The sequence below is a fragment of the Pseudoalteromonas sp. APC 3250 genome (genome assembly GCF_030407915.1).
GTDB lineage: Bacteria > Pseudomonadota > Gammaproteobacteria > Enterobacterales > Alteromonadaceae > Pseudoalteromonas > Pseudoalteromonas tetraodonis.
Window position 1 is genome coordinate 22921 of the sequence record NZ_JASDCM010000020.1, and the last position, 18035, is coordinate 40955.

Genomic DNA, 18035 nt, shown 5'->3' on the forward strand with positions numbered 1-18035 from the left:
TTTGGGTACGTTAAGGCGTTTGCCTGATGATTTAACCGTCTAAAAAAGTCATGGTTGATTCTATAAAATTAATCAAATGTGAACAAACGAAATGCTGTTAAATTTTACAAAAAAAATGCGTCATTTTTTGCGTATTCAATATACGTTATTTTTCTTCTTTACGGTGACTTTATTAACATTTAATCCTGTGTTTGCTTCGCAAAATTTAGCACCTGTAGGGCTTTCTTCACTCAGTGGTTTTGATGTTGAATTTGCGCCGATTCAAAAAACAGAGTTTATTAACGGGCAAAGTTTAATTGGTGAAGTTAATTTCAAACCTGGGGTCAATTATACGGTGCTGTTTGCGTTTGATGTACAGCAGGTTCGTTACTTATACCCTAACGGCAGCATGGTTGAAAAGGGCGCCACTATTGCAAGCGTTGAGGGCAGTGATGTACACCATTTTTTAGATGCCTATCAATCAGCAAAAGACATGCTCGCTATTGCTAAAAGCCATTACGACATAAACCAACAACACTTAAAAAACAAAATAATAAGAAGTTCTGAATGGGTTGAAATCACAAAAAGCTATTTTGAAGCCAAGCTAAATTTTGAACATATGCAACATCAAATGGCATTTTTAAACATTGATGATAATGAAAACGTGACCTTAGTGAGTCCAAAAACGGGCATTTTAAAACTCACTAATGAGTCGGGAAACCGTGTGATGGGTGACACCGCGTTTGATATTATCGATGCAAGTAGTATTCGCGTTAAGATTAAAGTTCCTCTTAGTTTTACCAACACGTTAGCGCATTTCAAGCTGTCACAAAGTTGCAGCTTAAATATTGAGAGCTATGACAGTATTGCAGATAAATACCATCAAATAGTGTGGGCGTCGCCAAGCTCAAATGAGTGCCAGCTGACACTGGGGCAAACTATCAAAGTCACACCGGTAAATAAATTAACGGGCTTTAAAATAGCAAAGTCAGCGGTGTTTGAATTTGAAGATGTTAATTACATTGCTTTAAAGTCTGGCGATAACCTTGAGTTACTGCCGATTGAGCTCAAGGGTACACAAGGCAAAGACTATGTATTTACTGCTAACAAAAACCTAGATGATCAGCAGGTACTAATAAGCTCGGTAAGTGCGCTACAGGGTATGTTGCTTCACTTAGGGAGAGAGTAAATGTTAAACCAGCTTATTAAGTTTTCACTTACTCAGCGTTTGTTTGTTAGTATTTTTGTTATTGTTGCTATGGCCATTGGTGCTAAATCTTGGTTAAGTATTCCGGTGGATGCTTTTCCAGAAATATCACCCACCCAAGTTAAAATAGTTTACAAATTACCCGGCATGAACGCCCTTGAAATAGAATCGCAAGTAACACGGGTGATTGAAACCGAATTACTGGGTATTCCGTCACAGCAAATGCTGCGCTCTACCACTAAGTATTCTATTACCGATATTACCATTGACTTTGAAGAGGGCACCGACATTTATTGGGCCCGTCAGCAAGTTAATGAGCGTTTATTAAATATTTTGCCCACCTTGCCCAGTAATATTAGTGGCGGCATGGCGCCAATGAGCACGCCTTTGAGCGAGGTGTTCATGTTTACTATAGAAAGTACTCACTTATCGTTGATTGAAAAAAGAGAGCTTTTAGATTGGCAAATTCGTCCATTACTGCGCACTGTAACCGGCGTTGCAGATGTAAATAGCCTTGGCGGCTTTTCAAAAACCTATGAAATACTTCCCAATACTTTATTGATGCAACAGCATCAAGTCAGCTTTGATGAAATGAAGTTGGCAATCACGCAAACGAATCAAAACGGTGGCATAGGGCGCTTAGAAAAAGGCAACGACACCTTAATTCTGCGCACTGAGGGCAAATACACCGATATAACCGCCATTGAAAATACCGTGATTAAGTCCACTCAAAATAAGGTTATTCGGTTAAGTGATATTGCCACAGTACACGTTGGCAGTTTAACCCGTTATGGCGCAGTCACTAAAAACAGTGAAGAGGCGGTACAAGGGCTTATAATTGCGCTTAAAAATAGTAATACAGCGCAAGTTGTTGCAGATGTAAAAGATAAACTTCGCACCATTGAAGCGTCATTACCGCAAGGCACAAAAATTAATGTGTTTTACGACCGCTCTAACTTAATAAATACCGCAATTAGCACCATTACCAGCGCATTAGGCCAAGCGATTATTTTAGTGATAGTGCTACTTGCCTTGTTTTTAGGTGATATTCGCTCTTCATTGGTGGTGTCTTTGTCTTTACCTATGTCGGCATTGCTGACGTTTATAATGATGAAGCAGTTTGATTTATCGGCTAATTTAATGAGTTTAGGCGGCTTAGTGATTGCCATTGGTATGCTGGTGGACTCATCGGTAGTTATTGTTGAAAACATAGTGAATCGGTTGGCTAACAATCAGCACCTCCCTCGGCTGCATGTTATTTATCGCGCCTGTAAAGAGGTCGCGGCGCCAGTGTTCTCAGGCACAATTATTATAATTATCGTGTTTTCACCGCTATTAATGTTAACAGGGTTAGAAGGCAAGTTATTTACCCCAGTGGCGCTCACTATCGTGTTTGCCATGCTAAGTGCGCTGTTGTTGTCGTTAACGGTTATTCCAATTTTAGCCTCATTGTTATTAAAAAATGAACCCGTAACCCAGCCTAAAATGGTCACATTATTACAAGGTTTTTATACTAAAACACTTGCCCAAGCAATTAAAAAGCCGGTGGCTATTAGTGTTATATCGGTCGCTGTTTTAGTGCTCAGTGGGGTGTTATTTCAGGGGCTTGGTAAAAGCTTTATGCCCGTTTTAGATGAAGGCGACATTATTGTGCAACTGGAAAAATCGCCGAGTATTTCCTTGCAAGCCTCGTTGGATATCGATAAACAAATTGAAGCCACACTGTTAAAAAACACCCCAGAAATCGTACAAATTGTTGCCCGTACCGGATCCGATGAACTCGGGCTTGATCCTATGGGTTTAAACGAAACCGATGTGTTTATGGAATTAGCGCCAAAAGATACGTGGCGTTTTGACTCCAAAGCGCTGCTAATCGAGGATATTCGACAAACACTTACGCAATTTCCAGGGGTAAATATTGGCTTTACTCAGCCAATACAAATGCGGGTATCAGAAATGCTCACCGGTGGCACCGGTGATATTTCGATTAAAGTATTCGGTAATAACATTGCGACACTTGCCTCATTAGCTGAAAAAATCACGGCACTTGCCACTAATATTGACGGTGCAAGTGATGTGCAAATGGCGCTTATCGAAGGGGGTAAATACGTAAATATTAAACTTATTCCTGAGATTGCCAGTCAGTTTGGTTTAACCACCGAAGGATTAAGCGATTATTTAAAGTCGCAATTAGAAGGCCTACAGGTATCGGCACTGCAAGAAGGAAACCGCGTGATCCCTATTGTGTTTAATGCACAAAAAGGCGAAAGCGCAGCACACTTTGAGTTATCGTCAATGAGCGCATTAAAACAAAAGTTAATTTTAATGCCCGACAACAGCCTACTACCACTTGAAGAGGTGGCTAATATTAGCTTTAAAACGGGGCCATTGTTAATAGAGCGAGAAAAAGCAAAGCGCTTTGCTTCTGTAAGCGTTAATGTGGATAACCGCGATGTGGTTAGTTATGTAAATGAACTGGAAGCTAAAATTAATAGCAGCATAAAGTTACCCAGTGGTTTTACCTTGTCGTTTGGTGGCGAATTTGAAAGCCAGCAACGTGCAACACAAAACTTGCTGGTGCTTATTCCTGTGGCATTAATACTGATTTTCATTATTTTATTTACCACGTTTAAATCCTTATCTAAATCAACGCTGATAATTGCTAATATTCCGTTTGCATTAATGGGGGGAGTGATTGCCCTATTTATTAGTAATGAATACCTCTCGGTGCCTGCATCGGTTGGTTTTGTTGCTTTACTTGGCGTAGCGGTACTCAATGGTATTGTGATGATCAGCTACTTTGAGCAAATAAAAATGTTTTCTGCCAATGTAACGCAGCGCATTTTAGATGGCGCAAGCAGACGCCTTCGCCCAGTGTTAATGACAGCCACAACCGCCATGTTTGGTTTACTGCCACTGGTATTTGCCACCGGCCCCGGCGCTGAGATTCAAAAGCCATTGGCGATTGTGGTTATTGGCGGGTTAATTACCTCAACAATTACAACACTTTATTTATTACCTATCTTTTATGGTTGGTTGGAGAAAAAACATGGCTGAACAGTTACTTTTTACCCTAAATGTACCCACAAACATAAAAGATGACGTGGTTGATATATTAATTGGCATAGACTGCATTACCGGCTTTAACTTAAAAAACATTGAAGGCTACAGTAAAGAGCACAGTGAATTTGACATTGCCGAGCAAGTAGAAGGGCATCGCAGCTTTTATCAGTTTGAGGTGCATATATTATTACCTGAACTTGCCATAGTAAAAACGGCGTTAAGCCCTGTTTGTAAGTACACGCCGTTAAAATATTGGGTTACGCCTATAGTTGAAAGCGGGCATATTGTTTAGCTTTTTGTATTAGGTTTATTTTATAAGCTACTTCAATTGGATTGATATTTGAGCTTATTTAATTGATCTTAACAACTTATCAATGTTTAATGAGGCGATATGTCTTAACTGATTTTTATTATGCACTTTCTCAATAAGTACTTCTTACTTAACGATCATCAAACTGCCCATGATGAAGTCGCACACTGGCGGGTGAGTGCACTACGGATAATTTTAACTCTCGTTACTTTGCTCTGTTTTTTGGTCGTTTGTTATACATACACCCGCGCAATTGAATTTAACCTAATTTATATTGCAGTTATTACTATTAGTTTTTTCACTATTGCTTTTAGTCTTTTATTAGCAAGTAAGCGATTTTACACATTTAGTGCAAATGCACTTCTATTAACTATCGTTGCCGGTAGTTTATCAATGAATTTATTTTTAACTGACTTAGAGCTTGCCAAGGTGGGTTCTATGTTTATGTATTCATGTCCCATCATTGCTCTTATGCTACTCGGTTACAGAACGGCTTTGGCCTACGGTATTTTAAACATCATACCTTTTTACATGATTATTAATAATGTTGATTTATCCGGCTATTCAGGAATAGCAAGCCAATTACCAGAAGCTGACTTATATATTACAGGCCTGATATTTTTATTTTTTAATATTTGTATCCCACTTGCCACTGCGCGAACAATTGTTGCTGCCAAACGTTTAAACAAAACCATGTTAAATGCTAATAGCTTCCTTAAAGATAAAAACGAGCTTTATCGCACCTTATTTACTGAATCTAATAAAGCTAAAATTATTGTCGACGAAAATTTAGTAATTACAGATTTAAATCAACATGCTATTGAAATGTTTGGATTAAAAAACAGCTTGAAAGAAAAGGCTGTAAGAATTGATGGGTTATTCCCTGCACTTAATAGCAAAGAGTTAAATATAAAAAATCAAATCATAGAATATAAGAGTCGCTACTATAAGAGTAATTATCAGCAAATAGTAATGAGTACAAATTATCGAGTGTATGACTTTTATGATTGCACGCAAGAGCAGTTAATTAAACAAAACTTGTCTATGATGGAGCAAGAGAACAAACGTCTAAGGTTTAGAGACTCGCAGACAAAATTGCCTAATCGAGAGTGGTTTGAAATGCAATGCGATAGGTTAACGTCTAAATACCAAAAAGGGTTTTATATTGTCGTTACACAAAGCGCAAATAGTGAATATTTAAATTTAAAACTTAACAAAGCTGACTCGCAATCATTGCTAATTACTGCTTATAAGCGCTTAAAAGCAATGTCAGAGGGGCCTTTGCTTTGTGCGTATATAGAAGGTGGCAAACTTGGCTTTATTATTGGTTCAAGCTCAAGTGAACAGCAAAACAAGTTATTAATACAAATTAAAAGCACCTTAGATCAAGCTTATGATGTGTTTGGTACTAATTACCAACAATCATTTTTATTTGGTTTTGCTAAGTGTCCTGAGCATGGTGAAAATAGTGCGATTGTTCTTAGTAATGCGTGTGAGGCGCTTAAACTCGCAGACTATAACTCGCCATTTAATGGTTACAATCAAAAACAATCACAGGCCTTTATGGAAAAGTATGAAATTTCCATGTTACTTGATGAAGCTTTGCAACAAAATGATCTGTCAGTACATTATCAACCTAAAGTGAATGCAAAAGGTGAATGTATAGGGCTTGAAGCATTAGCTCGTTGGCATAGCTCTGTACTTGGCAGTGTATCGCCCGCTGTATTTATTCCTATTGCAGAAGAGTATAGAATGATTAGCCGATTAACGGACTTAATTATTCAAAAAGTCTGCGCTCAAATTGCCCAATGGAGTAAAGTTGGTTTGCCACTTTTACCCGTAGCAATAAACATATCTTTACTCGATTTTAGCCAAGCTGATTTTATGTCAAAGTTGGTAAAATATTTGGCGGATTTTAATGTAAAACCGAATCAAATAGAATTAGAGCTTACTGAAACGTCACTTGAGGCTAACCAAGTTCACTCTCTAAAACTTATGCAAACTCTGCAAGATTGGGGGTTCACTATTACAGTGGATGATTTTGGTGTTGGATACTCGAATATTGCACGACTTGCTGATTATCCCATTGATAAACTTAAATTGGATCGCTCTTTAATAAGTAAGGTTACAAGCTCTACACGCCAAAAAAGCTTAGTTAAAGCCGTGCATGTGATGTGTGATGAACTTAATATTAAGTGTGTAGCCGAGGGAGTAGAAACCGAAGAACAGGTCCTAATAATGTCCGAAATGGGATGTAAAGAGTTTCAAGGCTATTACTTTTCTAAACCTATGAGTGCTCAGGTTTATGCTGAATATATAAATCAAAATGGTCTGCTTTTTACGACAAAAAACTTAGCTACGGCGAAAAGTAGCTGAATTTAACAACTAGGTTCTAGTGACCTTGTTGGATTGATATTTGTTTAAACTAGGGTAATAAACTCTTTGGTGTTAAATGCTGCTGAAATATCTCAGCAGCATTTTAGCTGTACTAGCTTATTCAAACACTCCTTTTATAACTGCATGGGTGTTTTGCACCATTAATGTGCCGTTAGCCCATACATACTCAGGGGTTAGGGTCTCTTTATCGAGAAGGACAACATCCGCGTCGCTCGCTGCTTTAAGACGGCCTTTATCAACTCCTAAAATATCGGCAGGATTACTGGTTATGCTCATTAAAGCGTGCTCAATAGGGACGTTATATTCTTTGACTGCTTGCTGAAACGAGGTTAATAAAGATGCCTCTTTGCCCACCTCAAGCCCTAATAAATTAAAGTCTTTATCAAAAATAGGTAAACTGGCATGGCCATCTGAGCTCATAGTGAGTTGATTTGGTGCTACGCCTTGTTCTAAGCAGTAGGCAAGGGCATGGGCTGCTGCATATTCACCATGGGCTAAATCATAGTCGGTTGTGCTGGTGGTAAAGTCGATAGTACCGCCCTGATCACAAAAGTGAATACCGGCATCAAGAAGTGCTTTATTGCGGTTCATATGCGTAGGGTAAAACTGTTTAAGCTTAATATCACTTTGCTCAGCCACCTGATGTAAAATAGTTAAATGGCTATCAACAGGACCGACATGAATACTCACGATGCCTTTTTTACCACTGAGCATACCGGCTACTTTAGCCTCAGCTGCCAATTCTGCTAATTGCTGTACCGTGGGTTGGCTACTGCGATGATCAGAAATCGCCACTTCGCCAACACCTATAAACTCCTCTATATACATGATGTCGTCAGTAATTGAGTGGGTGAGTGTTTTCGCGGGTAAATGATACGAACCGGTATGGCAAAATACATTCAGCCCTTGCTCTTTTAGGCCTTTTGCTTTGGCAACCAAGTTGGTCAGTGTACGTGAGCTTGAATCGGTACCCAGTGCGGCCACCACCGTGGTGGTGCCCGATAAGGTTGCATCGGTTAGGTTCATTTCAGGGGTGCGGCTGGCAAATCCAGCCTCGCCACCGCCACCGGTAATATGCACTAAAGAATCAACAAACCCCGGCGCAACCAGCTTATTTTTACCGGCAATCCGTTTGACGAGTACACTGCTGTCGAGGGTTATATTTTCGTCAATAGCAATGATTTTACCACCGCCAATTAAAACATCTTGTGTGCCTAGGAAGGTAGGTGCATAAACGGTTGCACCTTGAATTAAAGTTAACATAACAAATTCTTTTTATTGATAATTAATAAAGTAAGCAAGAAATATAAAGCCGCTTGCTAATACAAAAAGTGCTAGGGCAAAGCGCCAAATAAACGCAGCCCATTCTCCCCAATCTAATTTCACTACCCCTAAACAACCAATTAAACTAGCTGAGGTGGGAATTAAAATGTTGGTTAATCCATCGCCTAATTGAAAGGCCAATACCACAATTTGCCTTGATACATTGAGCAAATCGCCAAGTGGAGACATCAGTGGCATAGTGATGGCAGCTTGCCCTGAACCCGATGAAACAAAAAAGTTAAATACACTTTGAAACACCAGCATTCCCCAAGCTGCAATGTAATCTGGCACACTGGCTATGCTGCTTGCACAGTAATAAAGCAGGGTGTTAAGGGTTGAGGGAGTGGTTAAATCACTACCCCCTAATAGTAATACAATGCCTTTAGCCAATGCGACCAATAACGCCGCTGGCAATAATTCTTGTGCACCGTGTTTAAACGCATCCGCGCACTCATTCGCGGTTAGCTTTTTAAACACGATGGCAATTATTGCACTGATAAGGCCTATACAAAAAAACTGTGCAGCAAGCTCAGGAATATAATATTGGCGCGCCATCACCCCCCATACAACCCAAGCTATGCCCAATACAAACACTAATAATGTGAGTGCATCGGCTAGGCTAAGTTTAATTGTAGGCTGATCACCCGTTTTTTGGGGTTGCGTTTTTATCCGTTTTGCATAGCGCATAGTAAACACAAGGCCTACAAGGGTAAAACAAGCCCATGCTAACATACGAAAGCCCGCACCAGAAAACACTGGGATTTCAGCTATCGATTGCGCTATAGCAATGCTAAAAGGGTTCATCCATGAGGTGGCAAAGCCTATTTGCGTGGCCACATAAGTTGTGAGCACAGTGACTTTAGCGTCGTAGCCAAGTTGTTGCATAATAGGGAGCAGCACAATACAAAAAGCAATAGCCTCTTCGCCCATACCAAATACCGCGCCGCCTAACGAAAATAGTAAAAACAGTAAGGGAATAAACAGCCATTCAACCCGCTGGGTCTTATTAATAAGTGCCATAATACCGTTATTAATCGCACCGGTTTTCATAATAATGCCAAAGGCACCGCCAGTGATCAAAATAAACGCCATTACGCCAATCGCTGCACCATATTTATCACCCGACACGAGGCCTTCAAACAATACATTAGCTAAACCAATCTCGCCACCTTGTGCAAAAACAGGTGGTGATTGTTGGTCGTTAACGGCTTGATATTGTGAAAGCTGCACAGTATGGCTGTCAGGCTCTGCATTAAATACCCCAGGGGTAATAAATACCGTGGCCATATAGGCAATCACTGCCACGCAAAGCAAAATGATGCTTGCATCGGGCATAGAAAATTGTTTTTGTTTCATAATTTCACTTTAATAAAAGGTCATTGTGTTGATGCGTAAATAAACGCTTAAACGTACTTTAGCACTTAATAGGCAGTGTCACTGTAGCCATGACCTGTAATAAAAGGAATGCCGCAAAGCGTTTGCTTTGCGGCTAAGCGGTTAAAAACGGTAGCTAATACTTAATTTGTAATTAGCACCTAGGGCATTATGGTTGATTGAATCAAAACCACGGCTTGAACCATAAAGTGTGGGTGGCTCTTTATCAAAAATATTATTGATGCGCGCGCGCAAAGTCAGCGATTTATTAACATAGTAACCCGCTGATAAATCCCAAACGAGCCAGTCATCAACCTGATGCTCACCTTTTGAGTCTAATACGCCAAGTGAATCTAGCTCATCAATTTCACGGCTACGCAGGCCTTCTATATCATCTTCGTAGCTGCTGGTGTAGTTTGCACCTAAGTTAAGGTAGTAACTTTGCGCTTCCCAATCTATTGACATACGCGCAATATTTTCAGGATAACGATAAGTTCCCACCAGCTTCTCTAACGAGTCAGACCCCGGTTTATTACGTTCAAACTCAAGGTAATGAGTGCCATCAAAGGCAAAGGTTAAATCGCCGCTTGGTAATACAAACCTATGGTCAAACTTAAAGTCTATGCCAGCTAATGTTTGTGTACCAGTGTTTTCAAGTGGGATTGCATGATCGCGAAACAGCGGTAAAAATAGCTCGTCATCACGTGGGTTAAATTCATCTATATAACTGCTTAAAATCTCAGTTAAATTAGCGCCGTCTTGCTCTATGTTTAAACCACTGTTGTCGGTGACATCACATAATGCTTCATCGTACGATATGCCTTGCTCGCCCGGTGGTACAATGCCACAGTGACGAAGTGACGCATCGGTTATGGCGCGATCTAACACAGCGGTCATGTTGGTATCGATTACTTCTTCATGATCAAACTGCCAATAATCAATGGTTAAATTAGTATTAGCCGAGGGACTCCATGCAAAACCGACACTAATAGCCTCAGATTCTTCTGCATTTAGATTTGGATTACCTAACTCTAACGAATTAACACTCACTTGGGTGCCATCACCCATACAGTATAAATCGGCTACAGCTTGGTTTGCACCACAGTCAAAAGTAGATTGTGTGGTTCTTAATTTAACGCCAGCCTGCGTTAATGATGGTGCTCTAAACGAGGTTGACCATGAACCTCGAACAACCAACGAATCAGTTGGGCGATAGCTCAAACCTATTTTAGGATTAAAGGTGCCACCAAAGTCATCGTAATGATCGTATCGACCTGCTGCTTGCAGCTCTATTTGCTCTGTGAGTGAAATACTTAATTCAGCAAACGCTGCATATTGAGTGCGATCGGCTTCTGATAAACTAGAGCCAAAGCCAAATACATCAACAAGATAGTCTTTATCTGCTTGAGCTTGTGAATCAAGCGAAGGAATGTCGCTTAACTCTTCACGGCGTGCTTCTACCCCAAATGAGGCATAGGCAGGTAGGTCGTTAAAGGTAAATAGCTCACCATTAAAATTAGCATCCCAGCCGTAAACTGTACTTTCTCCGCTGCGCGTTGGGCTAGCTTGCGCTGTTGCCAAAACGGCATCATTAGCGGCGTCGCCTTGAAGGAAAGGGTTGTAAAAAGGCAGCAGTTCTCCCGATGCACAGTTTAAGTCAGTACCGTCATAACTTGCCAGCGTACCGTCTGAACATAGCTCGCCGGTGATAGCGCCATGGAACTGGTAACGATTATAAACTCCTGCAATCGCTTCTTGCTCTGAACGTGAGCGAGAAAAGGTTACCCCAGATTCCCAACCCCAATCACCAATTTCACCACTTAGACTGCTTACCAAGCGAAAGTTTTTCGTTTCTACTTCCACCGTTCTTGGGGCATTAAAACGCGCATCAAATGCAAAACCATACACTTCTCGACCACTTTGGGTATCAAATGGGTCAATGTAGAGTTGATCTAATAAATCATTACTACCATCGGCATTATCGTAAATAAATAAGGCGTCTTCTAAAACATACGGGCCATCGTCGTCATTAATTTGGTTAATAGGTGAGGGCGATGAGTACGCTTTTGCCTTGGTCTGACTGTAAAAAAAGTCAGTATGCCATTGCATACCACCAAGCTCACTATTAAACATAAAGCCGGTTGAAAGGCTTTCAAATGGCGTTTCTAGGTAATCATCTTGATTAGGGTAGTAAGCACAAATTTGTTCATCTAATTCAGTAGTAACTAATTCGGTTTTGCAGTTTGGTGATGGAAGTTCGTTACCATCTCGGCTGCTGAAATAATAAATATTAGGTGAGTTCTCCAGCTTAGGTAAATAGGAGTAACCATTCACTAAAGAGGGAGAGGCCGTGTAATTACGATCGGTCGCTTTAAAAGCGTTACGGTCATATATATCAGCAAATACCGTTAAGTTACTTTCGCCTATTTTTGTACCATAAACTAAGTTTAATTGTTTTTTACTTTCGTCATGCTGATCAAAGCTATCGGCAAACGAAGTATTAATTTCAGCGCCTTCAAAATCATCTTTTAAAATATAGTTAATAACACCTGCCACAGCATCGGCACCATAAACGGCTGATGCGCCTGTGGCTAAAATATCAATGCGCTCAATGGCGGCTAGTGGAATAGAGTTTACATCTACAAAGTTTTCAGTACCTGCAGCAAATGAACTAGGCGCAACTCGGCGGCCATTTATTAATGTCAGCGTTGCTGATGGCCCCATGCCTCGTAAGCTCGCTGCTGATTGACCGGCTGGTGTTGAAGTAGACGTACCGCCACTTTCAGAGGTTGAAAATGTGCCGCTTCCGCCCTTAAAAACAGATAAATCTTTGAGTAATTCATGAATGGTATTAGCGCCAGAGCGTTTGATTGCATCTTGGTCTAGTACGGTTAATGGGATAGTTCCTTCAAGATCAACGCCTTTTAAGCGAGATCCTGTTACTTCTACTCGTTCAATGTTGGTGTCGGTGTTGGTTTCTTGTGCATGTGCAAAAGTGATCGGGTTCAGTAATGCGCTTACTGTGGCCGCAATTGTTAGTTGACGAAACATCTTAAATACCTTTTGTCTTTTTAAGCGCACAAAAACATACAAACAGATCTGTGGCTTTTAATTGTTATATTTTTAGACAGGGCAGTGGTGAAATGACACGCTTAGCCCCTCACTGTGAAAAAGTGAGGTGGTGGGCTACTCGTCAAACCACTCCGAAAGGTAGTGTGGTGAGTAGAAATATGTTGTAAGCAAACGTGCTTTTTTAAACATAATTCTCATTCCAAAAGGTTTTTGACAAAGCCAGCAAAGGGGTGCTAGCTTACTCGCGTTTTAAAGTTCCTTTTTTTTATAGCAAGTGAGAGACGCTCTCGCAAGTTATTTCTTATAATTTTTTACATGAGTATAACATAATGGAACGAATATATTTACCAAACAAACGGTTAGCTAAATCGCGTACAATAACGGCTGTTTTTTCGTTTTTTATTGCTTTTTCGCTGCAGTTAAGCGCAAAAGAATCTGAACAAACGTTAGTATTAGTCGGCGGTGCACTCACAACGTGTGCTAGTTTAAGCCCTAAAAATTGTGAAAAAAACACACAAATTCCGGGTAAAATACATAATGTATTTGCGCTCTCCAACGCTAAAATTAGTCAAATAAAGCAACAATGGCCAAGTAAAAATACGCAAGCTAAAAACAAAACTATTAAAAATTTAGCAACAATGCAGGCTAAATCATCACCCACATTGTCAAAAAAAGAGCTGTTATGGTTATGGCGCGATATTGATAGTAAACAGCTCAATAGTTTAACGGATCAAGAATACAATTTTGTAATAGATATGCTTGAAGTAGCGCAGCTGCAGAGCGACAATACGCGACTAAAAGAGCAGGTCAATACCGCGCTTAATAGCGAATCCGCCGCGACAGATATTTTGCAATTTATATCTGGCAGTTTAAAAGTAAAAAGTACTAACCCGAGCATACTAGCCATTACCGCCTCAAGCAGAGACCCTTATGAATCTGCTGATTTTTACGAAGGATTACTTCGTTTTCCCAATGTAAATTCACAATGGCTTGCATTAACCCCTGCGCTTGCTAAAGCAATAACCACCAATAAATGTGATGATTTAAACACGCTTAGGCACTCTGAAATGGGGCTATATCAACGTGAACATATTTATCCTGATCGCACTCAAGCAGAATATTTGCTGTGTAAAAACGGCACAGACGCTTTAGTGCAGCTAATCAAAAATAGTACCGGTGTTATGTTTAATGGCGGCGATCAAAGCTTAACGCGCAAGGTATTGTTTGATGAAAATAATCAGCCATATCCATGGACAAAAGCGTTACAGTCTCGCCCTGTTGTTGTAGGTACAAGTGCAGGCACCGCAGTGCAAAGTGGCGGGCAAGCGCACGGTGGTAATGTGGTTATGATCACTAATGGCACAAGTTTATCGGCATTGAAAGAAGGCGCGCAAGCCATTGATGCACCCAGTGAGCGCTCAAACAGCGATAGTTTAACTTACAACCGCTTTGGGGGTTTAGGCACATTTAGTTACGGTGTACTCGATACACACTTTAGCGAGCGAAACCGTACATTAAGACTAGGCACTTTGCTCGACAGCTTTGGTGCAAATCAAGCTCAACCCGCATTTGGTTTTGGTGTAGACGAAACCACCGCCTTAGTGGTTATTAAATCTGAATCAGGGAATTTAATGACCGTAATTGGTAAAAATGGTGTGGTGATGGTTAAATCAACAGGGCAGGCTCAGGCTGAAACTAAAACCTACAGTTACTCGTACTGGCCTGCTGGCAGTGTGATTGATATTAAAAATAATGATTTTACCTTAAGTCAGCGCAGTATTAGCCAAGCATTGCCAGCAATTAAAATACCGCCTTTGCCGGTTCAGCGTTTCGGCAATATTTTAACGGATGCCAAATTGCGCTCTTTAACGCAAGCCATGTGCTTGAGCCAAGAACAAACAGCTGTTGGTCAGCAAGATGCGTTTATTATTAGTCTATCAACTAAGCCTGAGTCGGCTTATCACCGTATTAGTGCTGAGCAGTATGGCTGTGCGGTGAGTAATTTAGAAATTTCAGTGAGTACCTTTTAATTTAATTAAACACGCTGCTTAGTTGATTTTAGATTAAGCGGCCATACTATACTTAAAGCGTGTTATTAAATCACAACAAAAGGAAGGTTCATGAGTAAAGTAGCGGTTATTTATTTTTCTGGATATGGCCATACCAAAAAAGTGGCGGAATTTGTGGCTGATGGAGCAAACGCTCAGCTTATTGCAATCGATGAAAATGGTGATATTAAAGACACCGATTGGGATGCATTAAACAATGCAGACGCCATTATTTTTGGTGCACCTACCTATATGGGCTCATACCCTTGGCAGTTTAAAAAGTTTGTCGATGCCACCTCTAAAGTGTGGTTTACCATGGGTTGGAAAGATAAAGTGTTTGGCGGTTTTACTAATAGCGGCAGCCTAAATGGCGACAAACAAGTCACCCTAATTAGTATGCAAACGTTAGCTTCACAGCATGGTGGAATTTGGGTAAGCCTAGGGTTACCACCCGCCAATAAATTGGAATCAACCCGTCAAGACATCAATAACTTAGGCGGTTCGGTTGGCGTATTAGTACAATCACCTACTGATGCTGACGAAACGGCTATTCCATCAGGCGATTTAGAAACGGCTCGTTTATACGGTGAGCGCGTTGCTGAAATAGCAAAACGATTAAAGTAAAAATGACCTAAATTAAGTTTATTTAATCCGTAAAGCCACACTTAATTAGTGTGGCTTTTTAGTTTGATAGCCCCAGTTCTTGCTTATGCTCAAGTTGATATAAGCTTGAATATTCACGTTTATGAACTTCAAATAAATACGCTCTCAGTTGCTCTTTACCATGGTGAATATGCTTTATTTTAGCTGCTATGCCACACTCACTGTGCCTAACGGGTTCTATGTCTAATGATATAGCCGCTTCATTGGGTAAAATAAATTGCATATTTTGTAACTCATCAAGTTCACTGTTTATTGATGTGGGTTTTAAAAATATTCCTGTGCTTGAGATAGATTCAATGCAAAAACCTTGGCTTTGAATATTTAATTCACTTATTCGCCAGCTACGTTGAGTCCCTTTAGTATCAATCACTTCTGGGGCTGCTAACACAGTACTGAAATGGCCTAATTCATCAGTTTTAAATTGAAGTGGAAACCACAGTTGGTAATGAGCTACTTCTGCTAATAGGGTTAATTTAGCCTGACCAAGTAAATGCGCAATACCATCTGGTATTGATGTTTGTACTGTTAGTTTTGTTTCATTAATTAATGCTGTACTTTGACTAGGTTCAAACAACCCAGATAAAAAGTTAATTTCTTCGTCAGACAAATCCATGTATTTTCCTTAATACGTAAATCCTAGATTCTATTCCTTACAAGGTTACTGCCCAATGAATGACCAGTTTATTATTTTGTAAGATTTGGCCTGTACGGCTTTATTTTTATACAATTTATAATCTAAGCTTTCCTGGCTGAATTTATAAGCAATTGATTTAAATTAATTATATTTGTTTTTAAGCTTGTTTAGTTAAATGATTGAATAGATTTTTTGGTATTCTAACCCCAATAACAGCAATAAGTTAAGTAATAAAGTGTACAAAATTAAAGCGCTCTGCAACGTTTTTATACCAACTATGCGTAAATGAGACTTAGGTCTAGCTTACGAAGCATAAGGAAATACTTAGAATAGCGCCCAAATAATAATGGGGTTTAAGGGGTTCCAAATGCAATTAGAACGAATTCGTCGTAGTGACTTACACAACAAAGTGATGTCTGCAGAGCAGGCCAGTTTATTTATTAAAGACGGCATGACCGTGGGCATGAGTGGCTTTACTCGTGCTGGTGAAGCGAAAGCTGTACCACGTGCACTTGCCGAGCGTGTACGTGAAAACCCAATGAAAATTAACCTAATGACGGGCGCGTCATTAGGTAACGACTTAGATAAGCTACTTACTGAATCAGGTGCGTTAGCGCGTCGTATGCCATTTCAGGTAGACAGCACATTACGTAAAGCAATTAACAACGGTGAGGTCATGTTTATTGACCAGCATTTATCAGAAACTGTTGAACAGTTACGTAATCATCAGTTAACTATGCCAGATGTAGCGGTCATTGAAGCCGTAGCTATTACAGAAGAAGGCCACATAGTACCTACAACGTCAGTGGGGAACTCAGCAAGCTTTGCTATTTTTGCTAAAGAAGTAATTGTAGAAATTAACATGTTACATCAGCCAGAGCTTGAAGGGCTGCACGACATATACATTCCATCGTACCGTCCAACGCGCACTCCAGTGCCGCTAGTGAAAGTAGATGACCGTATCGGTAGTGCTGCTATTCCAATCGATCCGGCTAAAATTGTGGGTATTGTATTTACTAATCAAAGTGACTCATTTTCAACAGTAACCGACCCAGATGCCGATACCGCCTCTATTGCACGCCATTTAGTTAACTTTTTTAAAGAAGAAGTAGCACAACAGCGCATGCCTGCAAACTTAGGCCCATTACAAGCGGGTATTGGTAACATAGCCAATGCAGTCATGATGGGTTTATTAGACTCAGATTTTAAAGACCTCACTATGTACTCAGAGGTACTACAAGATTCTACCTTTGACTTAATTGATGCGGGTAAACTTAATTTTGCCTCTGGGTGTTCAATTATTTTATCAGAGCGTTGTAACGCACAAGTATTTAATAACCTTGAAAAGTACCGCGATAAGCTAGTACTTCGCCCACAAGAAATGTCGAATCACCCTGAAATTGTGCGTCGTTTAGGTATTATTGCAATTAACACGGCACTTGAGTTTGATATATATGGCAACGTTAACTCAACTCATGTGTGTGGTACTAAAATGATGAACGGTATTGGTGGTTCAGGCGACTTTGCACGTAATGCGCATGTATCGGTGTTTGTAACTAAATCAATTGCTAAAGGCGGCGCTATTTCAAGCGTGGTACCTATGGTAAGCCACGTCGATCATACCGAGCACGATGTTGATATTTTAGTGACCGAGCAAGGCCTTGCTGATTTACGTGGATTAGCGCCACGCGAACGGGCTGTTGAAGTAATTAAACACTGTGTACACCCAGATTATCGCAACGCTATGCTTGATTACTACGAGCGTGCTTGTGTACGTGGCGGCCATACGCCCCACCTTTTAGAAGAAGCGTTTAGCTGGCATACCCGCCTTGAACAACAAGGCACAATGAAGCAAAGCTAATACTTAAAACCCCGCATTTGCGGGGTTTTTACAAATACTTTTAATTTTGCTTTACAGAATGTTGTTATGACTTTGCCTATAAGGTGGTTTAAGTTTTTACTATG

Annotated in this window: 11 protein-coding genes; 7 read left to right on the forward strand and 4 right to left on the reverse strand. The window is 40.3% G+C overall.

Annotated elements, in window-relative coordinates; all coding sequences use genetic code 11:
• The first annotated feature begins 115 nt into the window (after positions 1 to 115).
• From QL986_RS16400 to QL986_RS16415, 4 genes are all read left to right on the forward strand, one after another.
• Positions 116 to 1168 (forward strand): hypothetical protein, encoded by a 1053-nt coding sequence (locus QL986_RS16400; protein ID WP_290191718.1) that lies wholly within the window; start codon positions 116 to 118, stop codon positions 1166 to 1168.
• Complete coding sequence (locus tag QL986_RS16405; protein WP_036956145.1) at positions 1169 to 4243, forward strand: CusA/CzcA family heavy metal efflux RND transporter; 3075 nt, start codon at positions 1169 to 1171, stop codon at positions 4241 to 4243.
• Positions 4236 to 4541 carry a DUF3240 family protein gene (locus QL986_RS16410; protein ID WP_013464618.1) on the forward strand — a complete coding sequence of 102 codons (306 nt, stop codon included), beginning with the start codon at positions 4236 to 4238 and terminating at the stop codon, positions 4539 to 4541. The genes QL986_RS16405 and QL986_RS16410 overlap by 8 nt, the downstream gene beginning before the upstream one ends.
• Before the next feature lie 120 nt (positions 4542 to 4661).
• Positions 4662 to 6935, forward strand: coding sequence for an EAL domain-containing protein (locus QL986_RS16415; RefSeq protein ID WP_290191719.1), 2274 nt, complete (start codon positions 4662 to 4664; stop codon positions 6933 to 6935).
• Positions 6936 to 7052: 117 nt separating this feature from the next.
• On the opposite strand, the gene iadA is transcribed toward QL986_RS16415, so the two are convergent.
• The 3 genes from iadA to QL986_RS16430 all read right to left on the reverse strand — a co-directional run bounded on the left by iadA (position 7053) and on the right by QL986_RS16430 (position 12704).
• Positions 7053 to 8219, reverse strand: coding sequence for a beta-aspartyl-peptidase (gene iadA / locus QL986_RS16420; protein ID WP_024601167.1), 1167 nt, complete (start codon positions 8217 to 8219; stop codon positions 7053 to 7055).
• Positions 8220 to 8231: 12 nt separating this feature from the next.
• A complete protein-coding gene (yfcC, locus tag QL986_RS16425) occupies positions 8232 to 9635 on the reverse strand; it encodes a putative basic amino acid antiporter YfcC (protein ID WP_033102655.1) in 1404 nt (467 codons plus the stop codon).
• 141 nt (positions 9636 to 9776) lie between these two features.
• A complete protein-coding gene (locus tag QL986_RS16430) occupies positions 9777 to 12704 on the reverse strand; it encodes a TonB-dependent receptor (protein WP_290191720.1) in 2928 nt (975 codons plus the stop codon).
• Positions 12705 to 13054: 350 nt separating this feature from the next.
• Here QL986_RS16430 and QL986_RS16435 point away from each other — a divergent pair, with 350 nt between their 5' ends.
• Together QL986_RS16435 and QL986_RS16440 are read left to right on the forward strand one after the other, a co-directional pair.
• Positions 13055 to 14755, forward strand: a complete 1701-nt coding sequence (locus QL986_RS16435) for a cyanophycinase (RefSeq protein WP_024601164.1) — start codon at positions 13055 to 13057, stop codon at positions 14753 to 14755.
• A gap of 90 nt (positions 14756 to 14845) precedes the next feature.
• Positions 14846 to 15397 (forward strand): flavodoxin family protein, encoded by a 552-nt coding sequence (locus QL986_RS16440; protein WP_024601163.1) that lies wholly within the window; start codon positions 14846 to 14848, stop codon positions 15395 to 15397.
• Positions 15398 to 15455: 58 nt separating this feature from the next.
• Here the strand turns inward: QL986_RS16440 and QL986_RS16445 are convergent, their stop codons facing one another.
• A complete protein-coding gene (locus QL986_RS16445; RefSeq protein WP_024601162.1) occupies positions 15456 to 16049 on the reverse strand; it encodes a hypothetical protein in 594 nt (197 codons plus the stop codon).
• Positions 16050 to 16437: 388 nt separating this feature from the next.
• Here QL986_RS16445 and QL986_RS16450 point away from each other — a divergent pair, with 388 nt between their 5' ends.
• A complete protein-coding gene (locus tag QL986_RS16450; protein WP_024601161.1) occupies positions 16438 to 17931 on the forward strand; it encodes an acetyl-CoA hydrolase/transferase family protein in 1494 nt (497 codons plus the stop codon).
• Positions 17932 to 18035: the final 104 nt, after the last annotated feature.